This window comes from Pseudoalteromonas sp. NZS71, from assembly GCF_015864715.1.
Classification (GTDB): Bacteria; Pseudomonadota; Gammaproteobacteria; order Enterobacterales; family Alteromonadaceae; genus Pseudoalteromonas; species Pseudoalteromonas arctica.
Genome location: NZ_JADYWS010000011.1, coordinates 63618 through 81533 on the forward strand (window position 1 = coordinate 63618; position 17916 = coordinate 81533).

General features: G+C 40.7%; 13 protein-coding genes. 3 read left to right on the forward strand and 10 right to left on the reverse strand.

The annotated features are described in order from the left end of the window. Nucleotides 1–91: 91 nt before the first annotated feature. The 3 genes from I6E85_RS09185 to I6E85_RS09195 all read right to left on the reverse strand — a co-directional run bounded on the left by I6E85_RS09185 (nucleotide 92) and on the right by I6E85_RS09195 (nucleotide 3205). The gene (locus tag I6E85_RS09185; RefSeq protein ID WP_121954641.1) at nucleotides 92–1453 is read right to left on the reverse strand and encodes a hypothetical protein; all 1362 of its coding nucleotides are present in this window, start codon (nucleotides 1451–1453) and stop codon (nucleotides 92–94) included. A gap of 164 nt (nucleotides 1454–1617) precedes the next feature. Continuing rightward, the gene (locus tag I6E85_RS09190) at nucleotides 1618–2523 is read right to left on the reverse strand and encodes a GGDEF domain-containing protein (RefSeq protein WP_101163476.1); all 906 of its coding nucleotides are present in this window, start codon (nucleotides 2521–2523) and stop codon (nucleotides 1618–1620) included. A 97-nt stretch (nucleotides 2524–2620) separates the two neighbouring features. After that, entirely contained in the window at nucleotides 2621–3205 is a 585-nt protein-coding gene (locus I6E85_RS09195; RefSeq protein WP_010554604.1) for a YqaA family protein, read from the reverse strand. Between the two features lie 195 nt (nucleotides 3206–3400). Here I6E85_RS09195 and I6E85_RS09200 point away from each other — a divergent pair, with 195 nt between their 5' ends. Further along, nucleotides 3401–4636, forward strand: a complete 1236-nt coding sequence (locus I6E85_RS09200; protein WP_197236862.1) for a TMEM143 family protein — start codon at nucleotides 3401–3403, stop codon at nucleotides 4634–4636. 86 nt (nucleotides 4637–4722) lie between these two features. Here I6E85_RS09200 and I6E85_RS09205 read toward each other — a convergent pair whose 3' ends face one another. From I6E85_RS09205 to I6E85_RS09225, 5 genes are all read right to left on the reverse strand, one after another. Further along, complete coding sequence (locus I6E85_RS09205) at nucleotides 4723–7869, reverse strand: efflux RND transporter permease subunit (RefSeq protein WP_024589742.1); 3147 nt, start codon at nucleotides 7867–7869, stop codon at nucleotides 4723–4725. Nucleotides 7870–7877: 8 nt separating this feature from the next. Beyond that, on the reverse strand, nucleotides 7878–9125 hold the full coding sequence (locus I6E85_RS09210) for an efflux RND transporter periplasmic adaptor subunit (RefSeq protein WP_024589741.1): 1248 nt from the start codon (nucleotides 9123–9125) through the stop codon (nucleotides 7878–7880). Continuing rightward, nucleotides 9122–10375, reverse strand: coding sequence for a TolC family protein (locus I6E85_RS09215; protein WP_024589740.1), 1254 nt, complete (start codon nucleotides 10373–10375; stop codon nucleotides 9122–9124). The genes I6E85_RS09210 and I6E85_RS09215 overlap by 4 nt, the downstream gene beginning before the upstream one ends. Before the next feature lie 150 nt (nucleotides 10376–10525). Beyond that, nucleotides 10526–10846: a hypothetical protein gene (locus I6E85_RS09220; protein ID WP_007378232.1), complete on the reverse strand. Its 321-nt coding sequence runs from the start codon at nucleotides 10844–10846 to the stop codon at nucleotides 10526–10528. Nucleotides 10847–10926: 80 nt separating this feature from the next. Then, nucleotides 10927–11745 (reverse strand): helix-turn-helix domain-containing protein, encoded by an 819-nt coding sequence (locus I6E85_RS09225; protein ID WP_024589739.1) that lies wholly within the window; start codon nucleotides 11743–11745, stop codon nucleotides 10927–10929. Between the two features lie 112 nt (nucleotides 11746–11857). Between I6E85_RS09225 and I6E85_RS09230 the strand changes: the two genes are divergently transcribed. Next, complete coding sequence (locus I6E85_RS09230) at nucleotides 11858–14944, forward strand: beta-galactosidase (RefSeq protein ID WP_024589738.1); 3087 nt, start codon at nucleotides 11858–11860, stop codon at nucleotides 14942–14944. A 61-nt stretch (nucleotides 14945–15005) separates the two neighbouring features. Here the strand turns inward: I6E85_RS09230 and I6E85_RS09235 are convergent, their stop codons facing one another. Both I6E85_RS09235 and I6E85_RS09240 read right to left on the reverse strand, forming a co-directional pair. Continuing rightward, nucleotides 15006–15452, reverse strand: a complete 447-nt coding sequence (locus tag I6E85_RS09235; protein ID WP_024589737.1) for a DoxX family protein — start codon at nucleotides 15450–15452, stop codon at nucleotides 15006–15008. 216 nt (nucleotides 15453–15668) lie between these two features. Further along, entirely contained in the window at nucleotides 15669–16814 is a 1146-nt protein-coding gene (locus I6E85_RS09240; RefSeq protein ID WP_007587207.1) for an iron-containing alcohol dehydrogenase, read from the reverse strand. Between the two features lie 184 nt (nucleotides 16815–16998). On the opposite strand from I6E85_RS09240, the gene I6E85_RS09245 reads away from it, so the two are divergent. Beyond that, nucleotides 16999–17883: an AraC family transcriptional regulator gene (locus I6E85_RS09245; protein WP_024589735.1), complete on the forward strand. Its 885-nt coding sequence runs from the start codon at nucleotides 16999–17001 to the stop codon at nucleotides 17881–17883. The last annotated feature ends 33 nt before the right edge of the window (nucleotides 17884–17916 follow it).

Genomic DNA, 17916 nt, shown 5'->3' on the forward strand with positions numbered 1-17916 from the left:
CCTAATTATTAATGAGTAGGTAAATTTTGTTCAATAAAAAAGCCTAAGTACTTAAAGTGCTTAGGCTTTATGCTACTTAATATGTTTAGATTTATTCAACACTATCGGTAATAGTGCGCTCTAGGGTCATTTTATAACCTGAGCTTGTTGTTTCATCATGCTCTAAAATCAATATGTAGTTACCCTCTTGTGTAAAGTCCATATCGCTTTGCTGAATAAGCACAATTTGCTGGCCATTATCTTCATAAACAACATAAACCGTGTAAATTTCGTTATCTACAACCTGTTCTTCTTGGTCATACTTATCTAGGCCATCGACTACGTTACTGGTGTCGTCTACCGTTTCGCCGTTAAGTGTAAAGTACACATCAACATCTGAAACCGACTGCCCTGCGTAGCTTTCAATTAGGTTTACAACCGATACCGTATGGCTGTAACTACTTGGTGTTAGGTTTTCTTCAACGCTCATCATACGTAAACCGTTATCAACGTCGTTATAAAAAATACCCACCGCACTTTGCTCACGCTCTAGCGTCATTAAAAAGTTATCAGCTAGTTTTGTACCTTCTTCGTCGTACATCGCTACGCTGTAACTATTGGGCGAAAGTTCAACATAATCGGTATAAGAGTCACTAGCGACTGTATTTGTTGTGTTTACAGTTGTACCGCGTGTAGCAGAAAAGCTCACTGGTGAGTAGTCATCGACCGTATTTATAAAGCGTAATTGCCCCAGTGCAGATTGATGTTTAAGCTCAGTAACGTAGTTATTATCGGTTACTACATCAAGCGTAATACCGCCTTCTTCTGTAGCATAACTTGGGCGGATCATTGCAACATAGCTTGCTTCGTCGTATAAATAAACAGATGACGACTCATACACAACATCACTGCTGCCCGCTTCGGTTATGTAAATAGTGTAATAACCTTCATCAACGCTTTGCAGATCTAACTCACTTAAATATTGAGCCGATGAAAAAAGTGTCGCGCTTTCAAATACGCCATCATCAGTTGCTAAGTAAATATCGTAGTTAGTATCCTCCCCTGCAATATTATAAAACCCTAAGTTAAACTCACCCGTATCGCTTGTAATAGGTACGCTAAGCTCTGTAAATGTAGGCTCATCAAAGTTGCCGCTCATTACTACTAACTGTGTTTTGTCACCTTTAATAGAAATTTCTTGGTCGCTAATTGTTATATAGCTGTCGTTAGCATCTAGGTATTCAAAACTTACATCATAAGTGCCTGTGCTGTAGTTGTGGCGAGTAGTTACATCGGCAAAATCAGCGCCTGAACGCTCTGTTTCTTCAACAAACAAACGTGTGTATGGGCTATTGTAAGAGCCGTTATACAATTGGATGTAACCTGTAGAGCTTGAGCTATCATCAGAGCCGCAGCCCGACAAAATAGTAATTAGACTTAAGGGTAATGCAGCTTTTAAAAGGGAGTTGGTCATTAAGGTTATTCCTTATTATTAATATCCCCATTATGACCTAAACATTCTATTTTAATTTCATGATTTACAAAGCATTACCCTCACTGACATTTCCTTACGAAAACGTTAAAAAGTGTAGTAAATGTGCAAACAATAAGGACGTGTTTTTATATAGTTAAAAACGCTTACGGGGCAATTTCAAAACGATCTCGGCCACTCTTCTTAGCTAAATATAAAGCTTGATCAGCGCGCTTCATTACTTTATCTAAAGGCTCATTAGGCGTTTGCATTGCAACACCTATACTTACTGTTAAGTGGCGAGAATTTTGAACATTTATGGTGTGTGCAAGATCAATTAATTGCTGCGAAAAATCACACGCTTGCGTCATATTATTTATAGGCAAGTAGCCACCAAATTCTTCACCACCGAGGCGAGCAAATTTGTTTTGGTGCGTAAAAGCATTGTCGTATTTAGTTGCTAGTTCTTTAAGCACCACATCACCAACATCATGACCAAATTCATCATTAATTGCTTTAAAGTGGTCTATATCTACAATTAAAATAACGTAAGGTGAGTGCTGAGCATCTTTAGCGTGCTGATAAAAATAACGTCTATTATGTACCTTGGTTAAATCGTCAATAATTAGCTCACGCGCTAATCGATTATTAATACTTTGTATAAAGCGCATCGTTTTAAATAAACCATAGGAAGTTAAAAGCATGCCGCTGGTTCTGCATAAATCTTCAAAATAAATACTTACCCAGTAAGGCTGTATCACTATCTCATCGATTAAATCAGCTGTATTACCCATGGACCAGAGCATTAATCCGAGAGTCGAAAATGTATATGCAAGCTTTGAAAGTTTGGAGCACTGAACCATCCAAAATAAAAAAATAAGAACAATTAAATTAATAAAATCAGTTGTAAAACCGTAAACATTATTTTGAACTTGTAGGGGAGGAAAGTTAGTTAGGGAGTAGGCTGAAAAAATAACAATATAAGCTAATAAAAATAGGCTTACAGTTTTATTTTTCCAGCTCATTTTAAAAAAATTAGAAAGCCTGATAGTGAGTTTTACAGTTTCAATCATATTAACCCTAAGCTTTTCGATACTATATTAAAAAACTATAGCACATTACCAAAAAGGCTTATTAGAATAAGGTGGTTAATAACCTTTAATAATGAGCTTAAATCACCAAGCTTAATCCCCAAACTCCTAACACAAGTAACGTTATTAAAACCATTGCCTTAGTTTTGTGTTTACTAATGATTCGCTCAGCTTCATTACCTGCATAATAAACAATAATAGCCAGACCAAAGTAACGAATAGAACGCGCAATACCCGAGGCCAACAAAAACAGCCAAATAGAGTACTTAGTCGCGCCAGCTGCAAGCATCGCTATTTGAAACGGAATAGGCACTATGCCTAGTGTTATTACAAACCAAAAACCTTGATCTTGCATTTGCTGTTTAACGTTTTCAAATTGCTCAGGGCTCGAAAACGTATTAATAATCCAATCGCCAACCGCATCAAATAAATAATAACCCAACGCATAACCAAACAATGCGCCCACTATGCAGCCCAAGGTCGCCATTAATGCTATAAGCCATAGCTTTTCTCGACGAGCCTGCATTAGCGGTACTAATACAGCTTCAAGTGGAATAGGAACTATGGTTGACTCTAAAAACGACGCCACTGTAATACCGCTAAGCATATGCTTAGAGTCAATAAAATTACGCGTTTTTTCTTTTAGCTTTTTTTGAATGGCCATAGTAAATCCTTTTCACTTATCAGTAAGAACAAGAGTATTCAATAAGCCAATAATTACACATTTAGGTTAATACACGCTGAAAACAGCGTACTAAATTTATCAGGTCCTACTGCATTAACAAATTAGTAATATCCATAAGAATATTTTATTATGTGCCCATGCAGTTAGATTCCCTATCACAGTAGTTATTAATTTATGCAAAGTGCGCGTTTTATTCCCTTTAGAAAGCAAGATATTGTTGATATGTGTAACGAAGAGCTTAAAAGCAGTACACAAAAAACATCGTTTAAACAATTTTGCGATTTACTAGCAAGCCTTATTCATTACGATTACCACTCAACACTTGAGTCACTTAAAAACAACTACGCCCCTTTTGATCCCAACAGTGACACGCGATCGTTAGCGCCAGTATCGGCGGATCAAAAAGCGCAGTGCCAACATGAGTTTGCTAAAGATTTTGCTAAGGTGCTTAATGCCGCTAATTTTGAAGTGATAACCAATGAAGACTTACAAGATGCATTAAATGAAGAGTCATTATTTAAGGTGCGCCTTGAAGTTGAATTTGACGACTTTGAAGAAGTGGTATTTTATCGCCGTGGCGAGTCGCAACTCACTGAAACTATTACCAGCTTTTGGGGCTTGCGTAAAAAGCCGCTGCACTTTACTAATTACGACCGTGTTGCCGTGTTTATTCGCTTTAAAGATAGCGCTTATTTTGAAGCTAAAAATAAAACGCCAATGGGATTTGAGCCAAGCTCAACCATAGTAAAGCTGTTTCAAAATGTGCCAAAGGCCGATCTCGAAATGCTATTTCCTAATAGCGAAGTACGCATGCGCCCTATTGATAAAGCAATTATTGGCTCATCGGCTTTAGTTGGCGGTGCAGTGGTACTTATAACTAAACTTGGCGCATCAATCGTATTATTGCTTGCTCTGTTTGCTTTTTGGGGTGGTTTTAGAAGTGAAGCTGTAGAAATGACCCAACAACATTTTATTACCTTTGCTATTGGCATGGGAGTATTTGGCAGCTTTATTTTTAAAGAATGGAGTAAGTTTAAAAACCGTAAAATTAAATTTATGAAAGCGCTTAGCGATAACCTCTACTTTAAAAACCTTGATAATAACGCGGGTGTTTTTCACACGCTTATTGACGCTGCCGAAGAAGAAGACATAAAAGAAGCCCTGCTTGCGTATACCTTTTTACTCAAATCAGAAAGCGGCTTAACCGCACAAACGCTTGATGAACAAATAGAGCATTGGTTTAAAAGTAAATACCAGTGCGATCTTGATTTTGAAATTAGCGACGCACTTGAAAAGCTGGTGCGTATGCGTTTGGTAACGTGCACTAGTGATGTGTATAGCGCAATAAATTTAGATCACGCAAAAACGATATTAGATGAGCGTTGGGATAATCTTTTTCAATATAATTAATGTAGTATTTTTGCTAAATAATACCCAAATAAAAAAGCAGCTGTAAGTACAGCTGCTTTTTTTATTACATTATTAATAGCTAGTATTTAAGCTAATTCAGCTTCTGCTTTTTTAGTAAATTTAGAATGTACTAACTTATAAAGCGCAGGCAATATTAACAGTGTCAGTAAAGTTGATGAAATAATCCCGCCAACCACTACTGTCGCGAGAGGTTTTTGCATTTCAGAACCCGTTCCCGAATTAAGCGCCATAGGTATAAAGCCTAAACTTGCCACCAGCGCAGTCATCAGTACTGGGCGCAGGCGCTGTAATGCACCGCTGTGAATTGCATCAAACAAGCTTAAACCATCGCTTCGTAATTGCTTAATAAACGACAGCATAACCACGCCGTTTAATACCGCGACACCGCTTAGGGCAATAAAGCCGACACCTGCTGATATTGAAAGCGGCATATCGCGCAGCAATAACGCAAGCACACCACCCGTTAATGCCAGTGGCACACCACTAAATATAATCAATGAATCACGAAGCGATCCAAAGGCGCTGTACAGTAAGCCAAATATAAGCAGTAAAGTGACCGGTACAACCAACGACAATCGCTTACTTGCCGATTGTAGCTGCTCAAACGTGCCGCCGTATTCAAGCCAATAGCCACTTGGTAAATTAAGTGATTCATTCATGCTCGCTTGCGCATCACTTACAAAGCTTGCTAAATCGCGCCCCTCTACATTGGCAGTTACCACGACGTTGCGCTTACCACTTTCGCGGTTTATTTGATTAGGCCCTTTTTCAATGCTAATTGTTGCCACTTCGCCAAGCGGTACAAACGCAAGTTCTGGGTTACTATCTTTAGGTAAAGCAACTGGCAAACGAGCAAGTGCTGATACATCGCTAGACCAACGTTTATCAAGGCGCACTAATAACGAAAAGCGTTTATCGCCCTCGTAAATTAGCCCGGTTTGCACGCCGCCAACAGCGGCGGCAAGTGTTTGTTGAATGTCGTTTACGCTTAAACCCAATAACGCCATATGGTCGCGCATTGGTGTTACCGAAAGTGTTGGCAATCCTTCCATTTGCTCCAAACGTACATCGGTAGCACCTGCAATATTACGCATTAGCCCTGTGGCTTTTTCGCCAAACTCTTTAAGTACGCTTAAGTCGTCACCATAAATACGCAGTGCCACATCGGCGCGCACGCCAGCAATTAACTCATTAAAGCGCATTTCTATTGGTTGTGTAAATTCGTAATTATTACCAGGGACATCGTTAACACGGGTACGAATTTGCTGAACCAATTCTGCTTTAGTAAGTGCTGGATTAGGCCACTCATCTTGCGGTTTGAGTATTAAAAAAGTATCGGCAACATTGGGCGGCATAGGATCGCTTGCTACATCGGCAGTACCAATTTTTGAAAATACGTTAGCAACCTCAGGCTGATCTAATATGGCTTGCTCAAGCTCTTTTTGCATTTGCACAGATTGCTCAATACCGGTGCCAGTAATGCGCAGCGCATGCATAGCAATATCACCCTCATCAAGTTTCGGTAAAAATTCTGCGCCCATGTTTTTAACTTTAAAACCAAGCACTAATACTAATGCAGTGGCAATACCCACCATCAGCCACGGTAATTTAAGCGATATACCAAGTAATGGCTTATACACTTTTTTAACGCCGCGCATGACTGCGTTTTCGGTTTCATCAACCTTACCGCGAACAAACACTGCAATAGCAGCCGGTACAAAGGTAACGCCAAATATAAGCGCGCCAATTAACGCCGCAACTACAGTAAATGCCATTGGCTGAAACATTTTGCCTTCAACGCCGCTTAGTGCAAATAAAGGTAAGTAAACCAGCATAATAATAACAATGCCAAATACAGCCGGTGTAAATACTTCTTTGGTGGCTGCGGTCACTACATTTAAACGCTCGTTTAAGGTAAGTAGCCTGCCATGTTTATGCTGAGCTACACCGAGTTGGCGCAGGCAGTTTTCAACTACAATTACAGCACCATCAACAATTAAACCAAAGTCGATTGCGCCTAGGCTCATTAGGTTACCCGATACGCGATTACCCACCATACCTGTAACGGCAAACAACATACTCAACGGAATAACCATTGCCGTAATAAGCGCGCCCGTTACATTACCCAGCAGTAATAGCAAAATCACTATCACTAAAACGGCACCCTCAAATAAGTTGGTTTGCACGGTTGCTATGGTTTTATCAACAAGAGTTGTACGGTCGTAAACCGCTTCAACAATAACGCCAGCGGGTAAGCTTTTTTGCACATCAACTAACTTATCAGCCATAGCTTTTGCCACTACGCGGCTGTTTTCGCCAATTAGCATCATGGCGGTGCCGAGCACGGTTTCTTCGCCGTTATAAGTGGCCGCGCCGGTTCTAAGCTCTTTGCCTAAAAACACGTTAGCCACATCTTTAATGCGTACAGGTGCATCGTCGCGCTTAGCTATAACGGTATTGGCTATGTCATCAATGGTTTTAAGCTGCCCAGGCGAGCGTACTAAATATTGCCCGTCAAAGCGTTCAATATAGCCTGCGCCTCGGTTACTGTTATTAACCTCAAGTGCACTAATTACATCGCTAATAGTAAGCTTATAGGCAATGAGTTTTTCGGGCACTGGCGCTACTTGGTATTGACGCTCAAAACCACCTTGGCTGTTTATTTCGGTTACGCCTTTTACTTTTAAAAGCTGCGGACGAATAACCCAATCTTGCAAAGTACGTAAGTCTTCGGCGTTGTAGGCAGTGCCATCTTCTTTTAACGCATTAGGCGCGGCGTGCACACTATAAGTAAATATTTCGCCTAAACCACTGGCAATAGGACCCAAGTTTGGCTCTACGTTATTAGGTAAGTCGGATCGAATACTTTGAATACGCTCACCAATTTGCTGACGCGCCCAATAAATATCGGTGCCTTCATTAAAAATAACCGTTACTTGCGAAAGCCCATAACGCGAAAGCGAGCGGGTGTAATCAAGCTTAGGTATGCCCGCCATGGCGGTTTCTACTAAGTAGGTAATGCGTTGCTCTACCTCTAATGGCGTAAAGCCCTGCGCTTTGGTATTAATTTGCACTTGTACGTTGGTTATATCGGGTACTGCGTCTACCGCTAAATTTTGAATGTTGTATACACCAAATCCAGCAAATAAAAATGTAAGCGCAAGCACCAGCATGCGGCGTTTAACCGCAAAAGAAACTATCCAATTAATCATGGTGCCTCCTAGTGAGCGTGGCTTGCGCCGCTTTTTAAAATATCAGCTTTAATTACATAACTGTTTTGCGTTACGTACTCACTATTTGGCGAAAGCCCCTCAAGTACCTCTACCCACTCGCTGTTTTTAGCACCAAGCTTTACAGGGCGTACTTCAAATACATTGCCGCTTTTAATAAACACACTAGGTTTGCCGTTAAATTCCTGCACAGCTGTAGCCTTTACTCGCACTGCAGCATCTACTTTTGCAGTACTAATGTCGCTATTAACATGCATACCAGGACGCCAATGACCATCAGGGTTTTTAAGCTCGATTCGCGCACGCGCAATATGCCCGCCGCTCATCATAGGGGCTATGTAAAACACCTCACCTTGCGCGTTTAAATGATGATGTAAGTCGTACACTTTTGCGCTTTGCCCTATGGCTAGCTTTTCAATGTTTTCAGGAAAAGCCGATAACTCAACCCATACTTTATCAAGGTTAACTACCTGCATCAGTGCACTGGTACTTGCAAGCTCGCCACGCTTTAAGTATTGCTCGGTTACAACACCGCTAATTGGACTTTTAATGGGGTAATTTTGCAGTGTTTCACGGTTGGTTACGCTGGCAAGTACCTCGCCTTTTTTAACGTTTTGACCAATGCTTACAAAAATATCGCTGATCAATCCCGTATACGGCGCCATTACTTCTACCGTGCCGTGCTGCGTTGGTGCAATAACGCCAAAAAGCGTATCGGTAATATCCACTTCACCACTTTGCGCTATCTCGGTTTTAATGCCTGCGCGCTCAATAGCTCGCTCTGTTAGCGTAGTTTGCCCTTCGTGTTGGTCGTATTCATAGCTAATGCTCTCACCTTTATAATTAGCAGTAACGGCAAGTGCAAACGAATGTGGTTCGTTAATTGATTGCGTGCTAACAAGATAGTCGCCCTCAGCTGTAAACTGTATATTTTGCGGCGCTTCAACTAAGCGCTTTAAACTCATTGTTATGTTTAAGTCGTTTATATTAATCGGCTGATTTTGTTTATAGCCGTATACACGTAGCTCAACATTACCTGCAAATTCTTGCAATTTAAGCTCAAGGGTTAATTTAGGGTCAGTTAATAAAAAGCCGCCGTGTGGACCTTGCTTTTGCTCGTGTTGTTCTGTTTTTTTATGACCTGACTCGCCATGCTCAGCAGAGGCAAATACATCTGTGCTTACAAAGCTGCTGGCAAACGAAAGTGATACTAGTAATGCGATTATATTTTTATTCATGATTGATGAGTCTCAATTAAAGATTGGCCTGTTAAACGCTCAAGAGTAAGTAGCACTTGGTACAGCTCTGCGTGAGTTGTAATAAGTGTGCGTTTAGAATCAAAAAGTGCTTGTTGAGCATCAAGCAATTGCAACACCGATATTTGTCCGCGTTGATAACTTTTTAAGCTTTGCTCAATCAATGTTTGTGCCTGAGGAATAATTTGATCAGATAACAGCTTTGCCTGATTAGCTCGACCTTGATAATAAGCGTACAAAGTACGTACTTGCTGGCGTAACTGGATGCGCAATTGCCCTTGCTGCTCATTTAAAAGCATGAGCTGACTATTTGCAGATGCAATATTTCCGCTATTTGAATTACTTAATTGCAGTGGCATAGAAAACGAAAACACTAATGAGCTGGAGTCACTTTGTTGGTTATAGCGCACGCCTCCCCCTACATTAATATCGCTTTGTCCGTTTGCTTTTTGCAGTGTTAAGTTAGCTGTTTGCTGTAAATATTGCTGCTGTAATAATGCAAATTCAGGGGCTTGGTTAACCGCATCTAAAAGTGCTTGCGCTGATTTAAGCGCAATAATTACATTAATATTGCCAGCAAAAGTATCGTAGGGTTGCTCCTCACTCCACAGCTCGTTAAGCGATAAACTTGCTCGCTCAAATTCACTATTAAGCATGGCTTTATCAAGCTCTACTTGGCTAAGTGCATAACGCATGCGCGTTACATCAGCTTGCGACGCAGCACCCGCATTGGCTCTTTGCTCAATCGCTTTAAGCGCTTGGATAACGACCTGTTTACGCTCGTTGTTTAAACTTAATAATGTTTGAAATTTAAGCCCTTGATAGTATCGCTCAGCAGTGGTTGCCAATAACGCTAAACGGGTATTTTGATACTGTATTGCTTGGGCTTTAATATTGGCGGTTGCGTAATTAATACGGTGTTGCCGCTTATCGCCCAGCTCTATTAGTTGGCTAAGCCCGAGCGTTATTTCAGCGCCTTGAATGCCACGCGCCTTGTTAGTACCCAGTAAGTTTTCGGCTTCAACATTCAATACAGGATTAGGCGAAAGTGCAGCTTGAGATTTAAGCGCACTCAATATTTTTTGATGATAAGGGTAGCGTTTTAATACCAGATTTTGTTGTTCGGTATTACTCAGTGCCTGCTTAAGGGTTAATGTTTTAACATTCGCCAAAGTACTAAAAGCAGGTAGCGCGCACATTAGCGCCACCAACATAATTGGTTTTTTATTCATATAGCGTGTCCGTTTTTTAACAAACAGAGTTAACTTAATCACTACGCCTATTTTAAAAATAAGCGCGATCAAGCAACCTAAATATGTAAATAACTAGCCTAATAGCGCACAAGCGCAGGCAGTTTTTTACAAAGTATTTAAAATTAAAAACTAACTAAGTGAATTGGGTGGCGGTACATCTGGCGGGTAATTTAACCCGTTATAGCAAGCAGGCGAAGTTGCTTTACTTTGCTCTGGGCTTATTGAGTGGCTAGAAGTGCTGTTGTAGCCACAATGGCAATGTTGGTGGGCATGAATCTCGGTAGTTGATGTTTTATCGCTTTGGTTATCATCGGCCGTGGAGTCGCCTTGCGATAACGAACTGGTTACGTGATCAACGTCTTCTTGCAAATGATACGCAGCGCCATCACAGCTAATAAAGCTATGTACAAGCACTAATAATATCACTATTAAAAAACGGTTTGAGCGCATTACCTACCTAAAACTCTAAAATGCAATTTAAGAAATCGCACAATACCTTAAATTTATTCAAATGTAGAGAGCCGCTAACGTTATTTTCTAAATTCGCTTGGCGACACACCTACCGACTTCTTAAAACGTTTGGAAAAATTAAAAATATTAGAGTACCCCACATAACTTGCCACATGCGAAATTGGCCAAGCCGTGTTTAACAATAAGTTTTTAGCCCGTTCAATGCGTAAATAAATAAGTTGTTGTATTGGGCTTTTACCAAATTGCGCTTGGCATAAACGATGCAAATGCGGCGATGAGTAATGCACATGTTCGCACATTACCTCTATTGTCCAATCAAACTGCAAGCGCTTGTCTACCTCTTCAAACAGACTAATTAAACGGTTATGCGCCGCACCCTGTGAGTTATTTTGCAGCGTAGCATTTAAGTAATGACTTAAAATAGGCGTTACGCTTTCGCGTAAATTAGCATTAGACTCGCTGTATAAAAGCTCCATAGCAAGGTGTAACGGTTCAAGTTTTTGCTCGGTTAGTACCAGTGCTTGCGCTAAGTTTAAATGCTGCCAACGTTTAGTATTTGCAAGGTTTAACCAAATAACATCCCAATGTTCAGCATCAATTTTCACTTCAAAGCTTTGCTTTGCTGGTAGCACAATAAGTGTATTGGCATTAAGTGTGTACTGCTCATTTTGTGTTGTTAATTTACCCTGCCCTGCAAGCGTATAAAAAAGTGTATGTTCTAGCGGTGCTGAGCGTGCTACGCAATAACGACCCGATAGGTTTGAGCAACCCGCAAGTGCTATTTCAAGGTTTGACATTTGCGCGAGCGTTTGTGAATCAATAAAGCGTTCTATACAACGCGGACCAATATCGAGTATGTCTTTAATGTTATAGCGCATAATTACAATGATAGTTTTGGATAAATAAAGGAGAGCTTTAAGCATAACCCCTGCGATTATTTTTAGCTATATTTAGCGCATTATAATTGCCCGCTTATGCAATAGGATAAACATGACCTCTTTACAGCACATAATTAATCGCCGAGATTGGGAAAACCCAATTTCAGTACAAGTTAATCAAGTAAAAGCGCACAGCCCACTCAATGGATTTAAAAGCGTTGACCATGCCCGTACTAACACGCAATCGCAAAAACAAAGTTTAAACGGTCAGTGGGACTTTAAATTATTTGATAAACCCGAAGCGGTTGATGAATCGTTGCTAAGTGAAACACTAAACAGCAACTGGCAAAGTATTACAGTGCCTTCTAACTGGCAATTACACGGCTTTGATAAACCTATTTACTGTAATGTTAAGTACCCATTTGCAGTTAACCCGCCTTTTGTACCAAGCGACAACCCTACAGGCTGTTACCGCACTGAATTTAATATAAGCGAAAGTCAGCTAACTCAGCGTAATCATATTATTTTTGAAGGCGTTAACTCGGCGTTTCACCTGTGGTGTAACGGACAGTGGGTGGGTTATTCACAAGATAGCCGTTTACCGAGCGAGTTTGATTTAAGCGAACTGTTAGTTGCAGGCACTAACCGTATTGCCGTTATGGTTATTCGTTGGAGCGATGGCAGTTATTTAGAAGATCAGGACATGTGGTGGCTAAGCGGTATTTTTCGCGATGTTAGCTTACTTACAAAACCACAAAACCAAATACGTGATGTGTTTATAACCCCCGATTTAGACGCTTGCTATCGCGATGCAGCACTACATATAAAAACGGCGATTAATGCGCCGAATAACTACCAAGTAGCAATGCAAATTTTTGATGATAAAACACCACTATGTGAGCCACAAATTCAAAGTACTAACAATAAACGTGTTGATGAAAAAGGTGGCTGGAGCGATGTAGTATTTCAAACAATTGATATACAAAGCCCTAAAAAATGGACCGCCGAAACCCCGTACTTATATCGCTGCGTTGTGAGTCTGCTTGATGAACAAGGCAATACCGTCGACGTTGAAGCTTATAACATTGGCTTTAGAAAAGTAGAAATGCTTAACGGGCAGCTTTGCTTAAACGGCAAACCGCTACTTATTCGCGGTGTTAACCGCCACGAACACCACCCAGAAAACGGCCATACAGTTACTACCGCCGATATGATTGAAGATATTAAGCTGATGAAGCAAAATAACTTTAATGCCGTACGTACTGCTCACTACCCTAACCACCCTCGTTTTTACGAACTGTGTGACGAGCTAGGTTTATACGTAGTTGATGAAGCAAATATAGAAACCCATGGCATGTTTCCTATGGGGCGTTTAGCTAGCGATCCGCAGTGGGCTGGTGCATTTATGTCGCGTTATACGCAAATGGTTGAGCGCGATAAAAACCACGCCTCAATTATTATTTGGTCACTAGGAAACGAATGCGGACACGGCGCAAATCATGATGCCATGTACGGCTGGTCAAAAAGCTTTGACCCCTCTCGCCCAGTGCAATACGAAGGCGGAGGCGCAAACACAACGGCTACCGACATTATTTGCCCAATGTACGCCCGTGTAGATACCGATATTAAAGACGATGCGGTACCTAAATACTCTATTAAAAAATGGTTGAGCCTACCAGGTGAAACTCGCCCGCTTATTTTATGTGAATACGCCCATGCAATGGGTAACAGCCTAGGTAGCTTTGACGATTACTGGCAAGCATTTAGAGAATATCCACGCCTGCAAGGCGGCTTTATTTGGGATTGGGTAGATCAAGGTTTATCTAAAACAGACGAAAACGGCAAGCATTATTGGGCTTACGGCGGCGACTTTGGTGATGAACTAAATGACCGTCAATTTTGTATAAACGGGCTATTGTTCCCAGACCGCACGCCGCACCCTAGCCTGTTTGAGGCTAAATACAGCCAGCAACATTTACAATTTACATTGCGTGAGCAAAATCAAAACCAATACACCATTGATATATTAAGCGATTACGTATTTAGACACACAGATAACGAAAAACTGGTTTGGCAATTAATGCAAAATGGCATCTGTGTTGAGCAAGGCGAGCATGTACTTAATATTGCCCCGCAAAGTACGCACACGTTAACGATTAAAACTAAAACAGCGTTTGAGCAAGGTGCACAATATTACCTTAATTTAGATGTAGCACTAATTAACGACTCACACTTTGCAAACGCTCAACATATTATGGATACCGAACAATTTAAGCTTATAAATAGTAATAATTTAAGCAGTAAGTCATTTGCATCATCATCTGAGCAAAACGCTATAAGTGTTAATGAAACCGACTCTCAACTAAGTATTGAAAACGATAAATTTAAACTTATTTTTAGCAAGCAATCAGGGCTTATAGAGCAGTGGTTACAAAACGATACTCAGGTTATTAGTAGCCCACTGGTTGATAACTTTTATCGTGCCCCACTTGATAACGACATTGGTGTAAGCGAAGTAGACAACCTAGACCCCAATGCATGGGAGGCTCGTTGGTTGCGTGCAGGTATAGGGCAATGGCAGCGCACATGCAGCTCGATTCACGCAGTGCAATCAAGTGTTGATGTACGTATTACTTGTGTATTTAATTACGAGTTTAATGGCGTGCTACAGGCTCAAACACAGTGGCTATATACACTAAATAATACCGGCAATATTAGCTTAAATATTGACGTGCACTTAAACGATACTCTGCCGCCAATGCCGCGTATAGGGCTAAGCACAACGCTTAACAAGCAAAGCGATACAAAAGTAAACTGGCTAGGTTTAGGGCCTTTTGAAAACTACCCAGATCGCAAAGCCGCAGCACGTTTAGGTTATTACAGCTTGAGCTTAAATGAGCTACATACACCGTATATATTTCCAACTGATAATGGCCTGCGTAGCGATTGCCAATTGCTGAGTATTAATAACTTAACTGTAACTGGCGCGTTTTTGTTTGCAGCCAGCGAGTATTCGCAAAGTACGCTAACGCAAGCAAAGCACACTAACGAACTAATTGCTGATGATTGCGTACATGTACACATTGATCATCAACATATGGGCGTAGGTGGCGATGATTCATGGAGCCCAAGTACTCATAAAGAGTATTTACTTGAGCAAAAGCAGTACAGTTATTCTTTAACTTTTTCAGCTAAATAATTTAGTAGTTAACCTACAAAAACAGCGGCCAAATTGGCCGCTATTCTTCAATTAATAAACTCTATTTTTTAGCTAGCTTTTTAACTAATACGTTATCAAGCGAAAAGCTTCCCGCTCCTTGAATTGCTAAAACTACAGTTACTACAAGTAACGTTAATGCGTATTCATAGCCATTGTTTGCCATAAATAAGCCATTACTAATATGTACGCTAAAAATAGCAATCATCATAGTAAAGCCGGCAACTACAGCTGCTGGGCGAGTTAACAATCCAATTGCTAATGCAATGCCACCAAAAAACTCAGCGCTACCTGCCATCATTGCTAACCAATAGCCAGGCTCTAAACCAATACTCGCCATCCATTGACCTGTACCTTCAAGCCCGTAACCGCCAAACCAAGCAAATAGTTTTTGTGCACCATGCGCCGCTAAAATAAGGCCAACTGGTACTCGTAAAATTAATGCTGCTACGCCTGCTTTTGAGCTAAGTAATGTGTTTAGTAATTTCATGAGTTTAGTCCTGTTTTAATTTATTTAATCGTTAGATTTTTCCTAACCGTTGAGCACAGTTTACTATCATCATTAAAAACATTAATACAGACTTTATTGGTTAATTAGCAACACAGTATTTATAATAAACCATAAAAAAACCGCCAACCTAAAGGTCGACGGTTTTTTATTAACGCTAAAACTTAGTATATTTAAGTAAGCGCTTAGCTTTGAAAATTAAGCAACTGCTTGCTCTAAAATTTCGCGGCTTTCTTTAAGCGTAATAGCTTGGTTTTCACCAAGTGCCAGCATGCCGTGTGCTTCAAGTTTGCCAATAATATTGTCAATAGCAGCGGCTTTATCATCGCCATGCTCAGTAAGCTGGGTCGCTACGTCAAGGCTGTGGTAAAACGCTTCGATTGCTAAAATTGTTTTCTCAGCTAAATCGTCAGATTGCTCAAGACCAAATACGTTTTTACCCATTTGCTCTAGTTTTGCTTTTTTAACTGCAAATTGGTTGCGTAGTAAAGAAGGCTGAACAATAGCAAGTGAACGAGCATGATCAACGCCGTAAGCGGCTGTAAGCTCGTGGCCAATCATGTGTGTTGCCCAATCTTGCGATACACCAGAACCAATCAAACCATTAAGTGCTTGGTTAGCTGCCCACATAAGGTTTGCACGCCATGCGTCGTCTTGGTTTTCAAAGTTATCGCCCAGTGTTTTAAGCGTTCTTAAAAGTGCCTCTGCGTAACCTTCTTGAACCAATGCTGTTTCAGGGAATGTTAGGTACTGCTCACAGGTATGAACCCATGCATCTACTAATCCATTCACAAGTTGGCGCTGTGGTAATGTTTTCATTACATCAGGGTCCATAATCGCAAATTTAGGAAGTACTTCTGGTGATGCAAACGGTAGTTTTTGCTTTGTTGCTTCTTTGCTCACAACTGAGTTTTGGTTAGACTCTGAACCCGTTGCAGGCAATGTTAATATTGCACCAATTGGTAATGCGCTAGTAATAGTGTGCTTACCAGTAGGAATATCCCAACCTTCGCCATCATAAACTGCAGATGCTGCAATGTATTTAACGCCGTCGATTACTGAACCGCCGCCTACACCTAGTACAAAGTCGATGCCTTGTTCTTTACAAATTTTTACTGCTTGGTCTAGTACTTCTATAGTTGGGTTAGCGCCAACACCCGAAAACTCAACCCAGTCAAAGCCTTCAAGTGCTGCTGCAACTTGGTCGTACACGCCGTTCTTTTTAATTGAACCGCCGCCGTACACTACAAGTACTTTTTGATCCTTTGCGATCAAATCAGTTAGTGAGGCAATTTGTTCTTGGCCGAACTGGATAAGTGTTGGGTTTACGTAGCTAAATTTCATTATTTTGCTCCTAGGTGACGGTTAAATACTAAATAGAATGCTTAGTTACTAACTAGGCTAAACTTCAATGAGTGCATATTAGTGGCAAAACAAACATAAAAAAAGCCCAATAACTCGCAAAAGCTTGCCTAAAACTGTCAAGATTGATATTTTACGCAAAATTCGTACGATAGTAGAAGTTTTAATGTCCTCAATAGCCAACATGATGCAAAAATTCGCAGAGCACAATAATTTACTTAACTTTGAAGGCAACATGGAAACCATTATTCCAGGTGTGTATTTTCATCGTGCAAGTAAAAGCTCGCCGCGCCAGCCACTTATATATAACTCAGGTATTATTATTGTTGGACAAGGACATAAGATAATTCATTTTCCTGATCATCAAATAAAATATGGTGAAGGCGACTACCTTGTTTTAGGTGTACCTGTGCCACTTGAATGCGAAGCTTTTACCGATAACAACCTGCCTGTTATGGGGATTGTTATAGATATAAACCCGGTAATGTTACATAAATTAGTAAACCAAATTGGTACACATAAGCCATTCACTACTGGGCAAATGAGTGGCGTTCAATCGGCTAAAATAGATGGCGCAATGGAGCAAGTAACCCACCGTTTACTTAGCGTGCTTAATAACCCCATTGAGGCTGACGTTTTTGGCGAAGATATAGTAAAAGAATTAGTATATCGTGTACTTTGTGGCCCACAAGGACATACTTTAATAGGGCTTGCTATGCATGATGGGCATTATGCGCGTATCGCCCGCACGCTTTCAACTATGCACAGTAGTTATGCCAATCAAATTACAGTTGAGGGGTTGGCTGAAGATGTAAACATGAGCGTATCGTCGTTCCATCGTGCTTTTAGGCAAGTAACGTTTGAGTCACCTTTGCAGTATTTAAAAAAAGTACGCTTAGCTAAGGCTAAAGAGCTTATAACCAGTAGTGGAAGCAAAGCCAACGAAGCCGCATTAAAGGTTGGCTATACCAGCCCATCGCAATTTAGCCGCGAATTTAAACGCCACTTTAATAAAACCCCCAGTGAAATGTTAATTCAACTACATAACTAGGTAATGGTTTTAGAGATGTAAATTAACCGAGAG

Excerpts from the sequence above, each read along its gene's own strand:
- I6E85_RS09200 (WP_197236862.1), top strand. The coding sequence starts at position 3,401 with ATGCAAAGTGCGCGTTTTATTCCCTTTAGAAAGCAAGATATTGTTGAT.
- I6E85_RS09205 (WP_024589742.1), bottom strand. The coding sequence starts at position 7,869 with ATGATTAATTGGATAGTTTCTTTTGCGGTTAAACGCCGCATGCTGGTG.
- I6E85_RS09210 (WP_024589741.1), bottom strand. The coding sequence starts at position 9,125 with ATGAATAAAAATATAATCGCATTACTAGTATCACTTTCGTTTGCCAGC.
- I6E85_RS09185 (WP_121954641.1), bottom strand. The coding sequence starts at position 1,453 with ATGACCAACTCCCTTTTAAAAGCTGCATTACCCTTAAGTCTAATTACT.
- I6E85_RS09195 (WP_010554604.1), bottom strand. The coding sequence starts at position 3,205 with ATGGCCATTCAAAAAAAGCTAAAAGAAAAAACGCGTAATTTTATTGAC.
- I6E85_RS09235 (WP_024589737.1), bottom strand. The coding sequence starts at position 15,452 with ATGAAATTACTAAACACATTACTTAGCTCAAAAGCAGGCGTAGCAGCA.
- I6E85_RS09230 (WP_024589738.1), top strand. The coding sequence starts at position 11,858 with ATGACCTCTTTACAGCACATAATTAATCGCCGAGATTGGGAAAACCCA.
- I6E85_RS09245 (WP_024589735.1), top strand. The coding sequence starts at position 16,999 with ATGTCCTCAATAGCCAACATGATGCAAAAATTCGCAGAGCACAATAAT.
- I6E85_RS09215 (WP_024589740.1), bottom strand. The coding sequence starts at position 10,375 with ATGAATAAAAAACCAATTATGTTGGTGGCGCTAATGTGCGCGCTACCT.
- I6E85_RS09240 (WP_007587207.1), bottom strand. The coding sequence starts at position 16,814 with ATGAAATTTAGCTACGTAAACCCAACACTTATCCAGTTCGGCCAAGAA.
- I6E85_RS09190 (WP_101163476.1), bottom strand. The coding sequence starts at position 2,523 with ATGATTGAAACTGTAAAACTCACTATCAGGCTTTCTAATTTTTTTAAA.
- I6E85_RS09220 (WP_007378232.1), bottom strand. The coding sequence starts at position 10,846 with ATGCGCTCAAACCGTTTTTTAATAGTGATATTATTAGTGCTTGTACAT.
- I6E85_RS09225 (WP_024589739.1), bottom strand. The coding sequence starts at position 11,745 with ATGCGCTATAACATTAAAGACATACTCGATATTGGTCCGCGTTGTATA.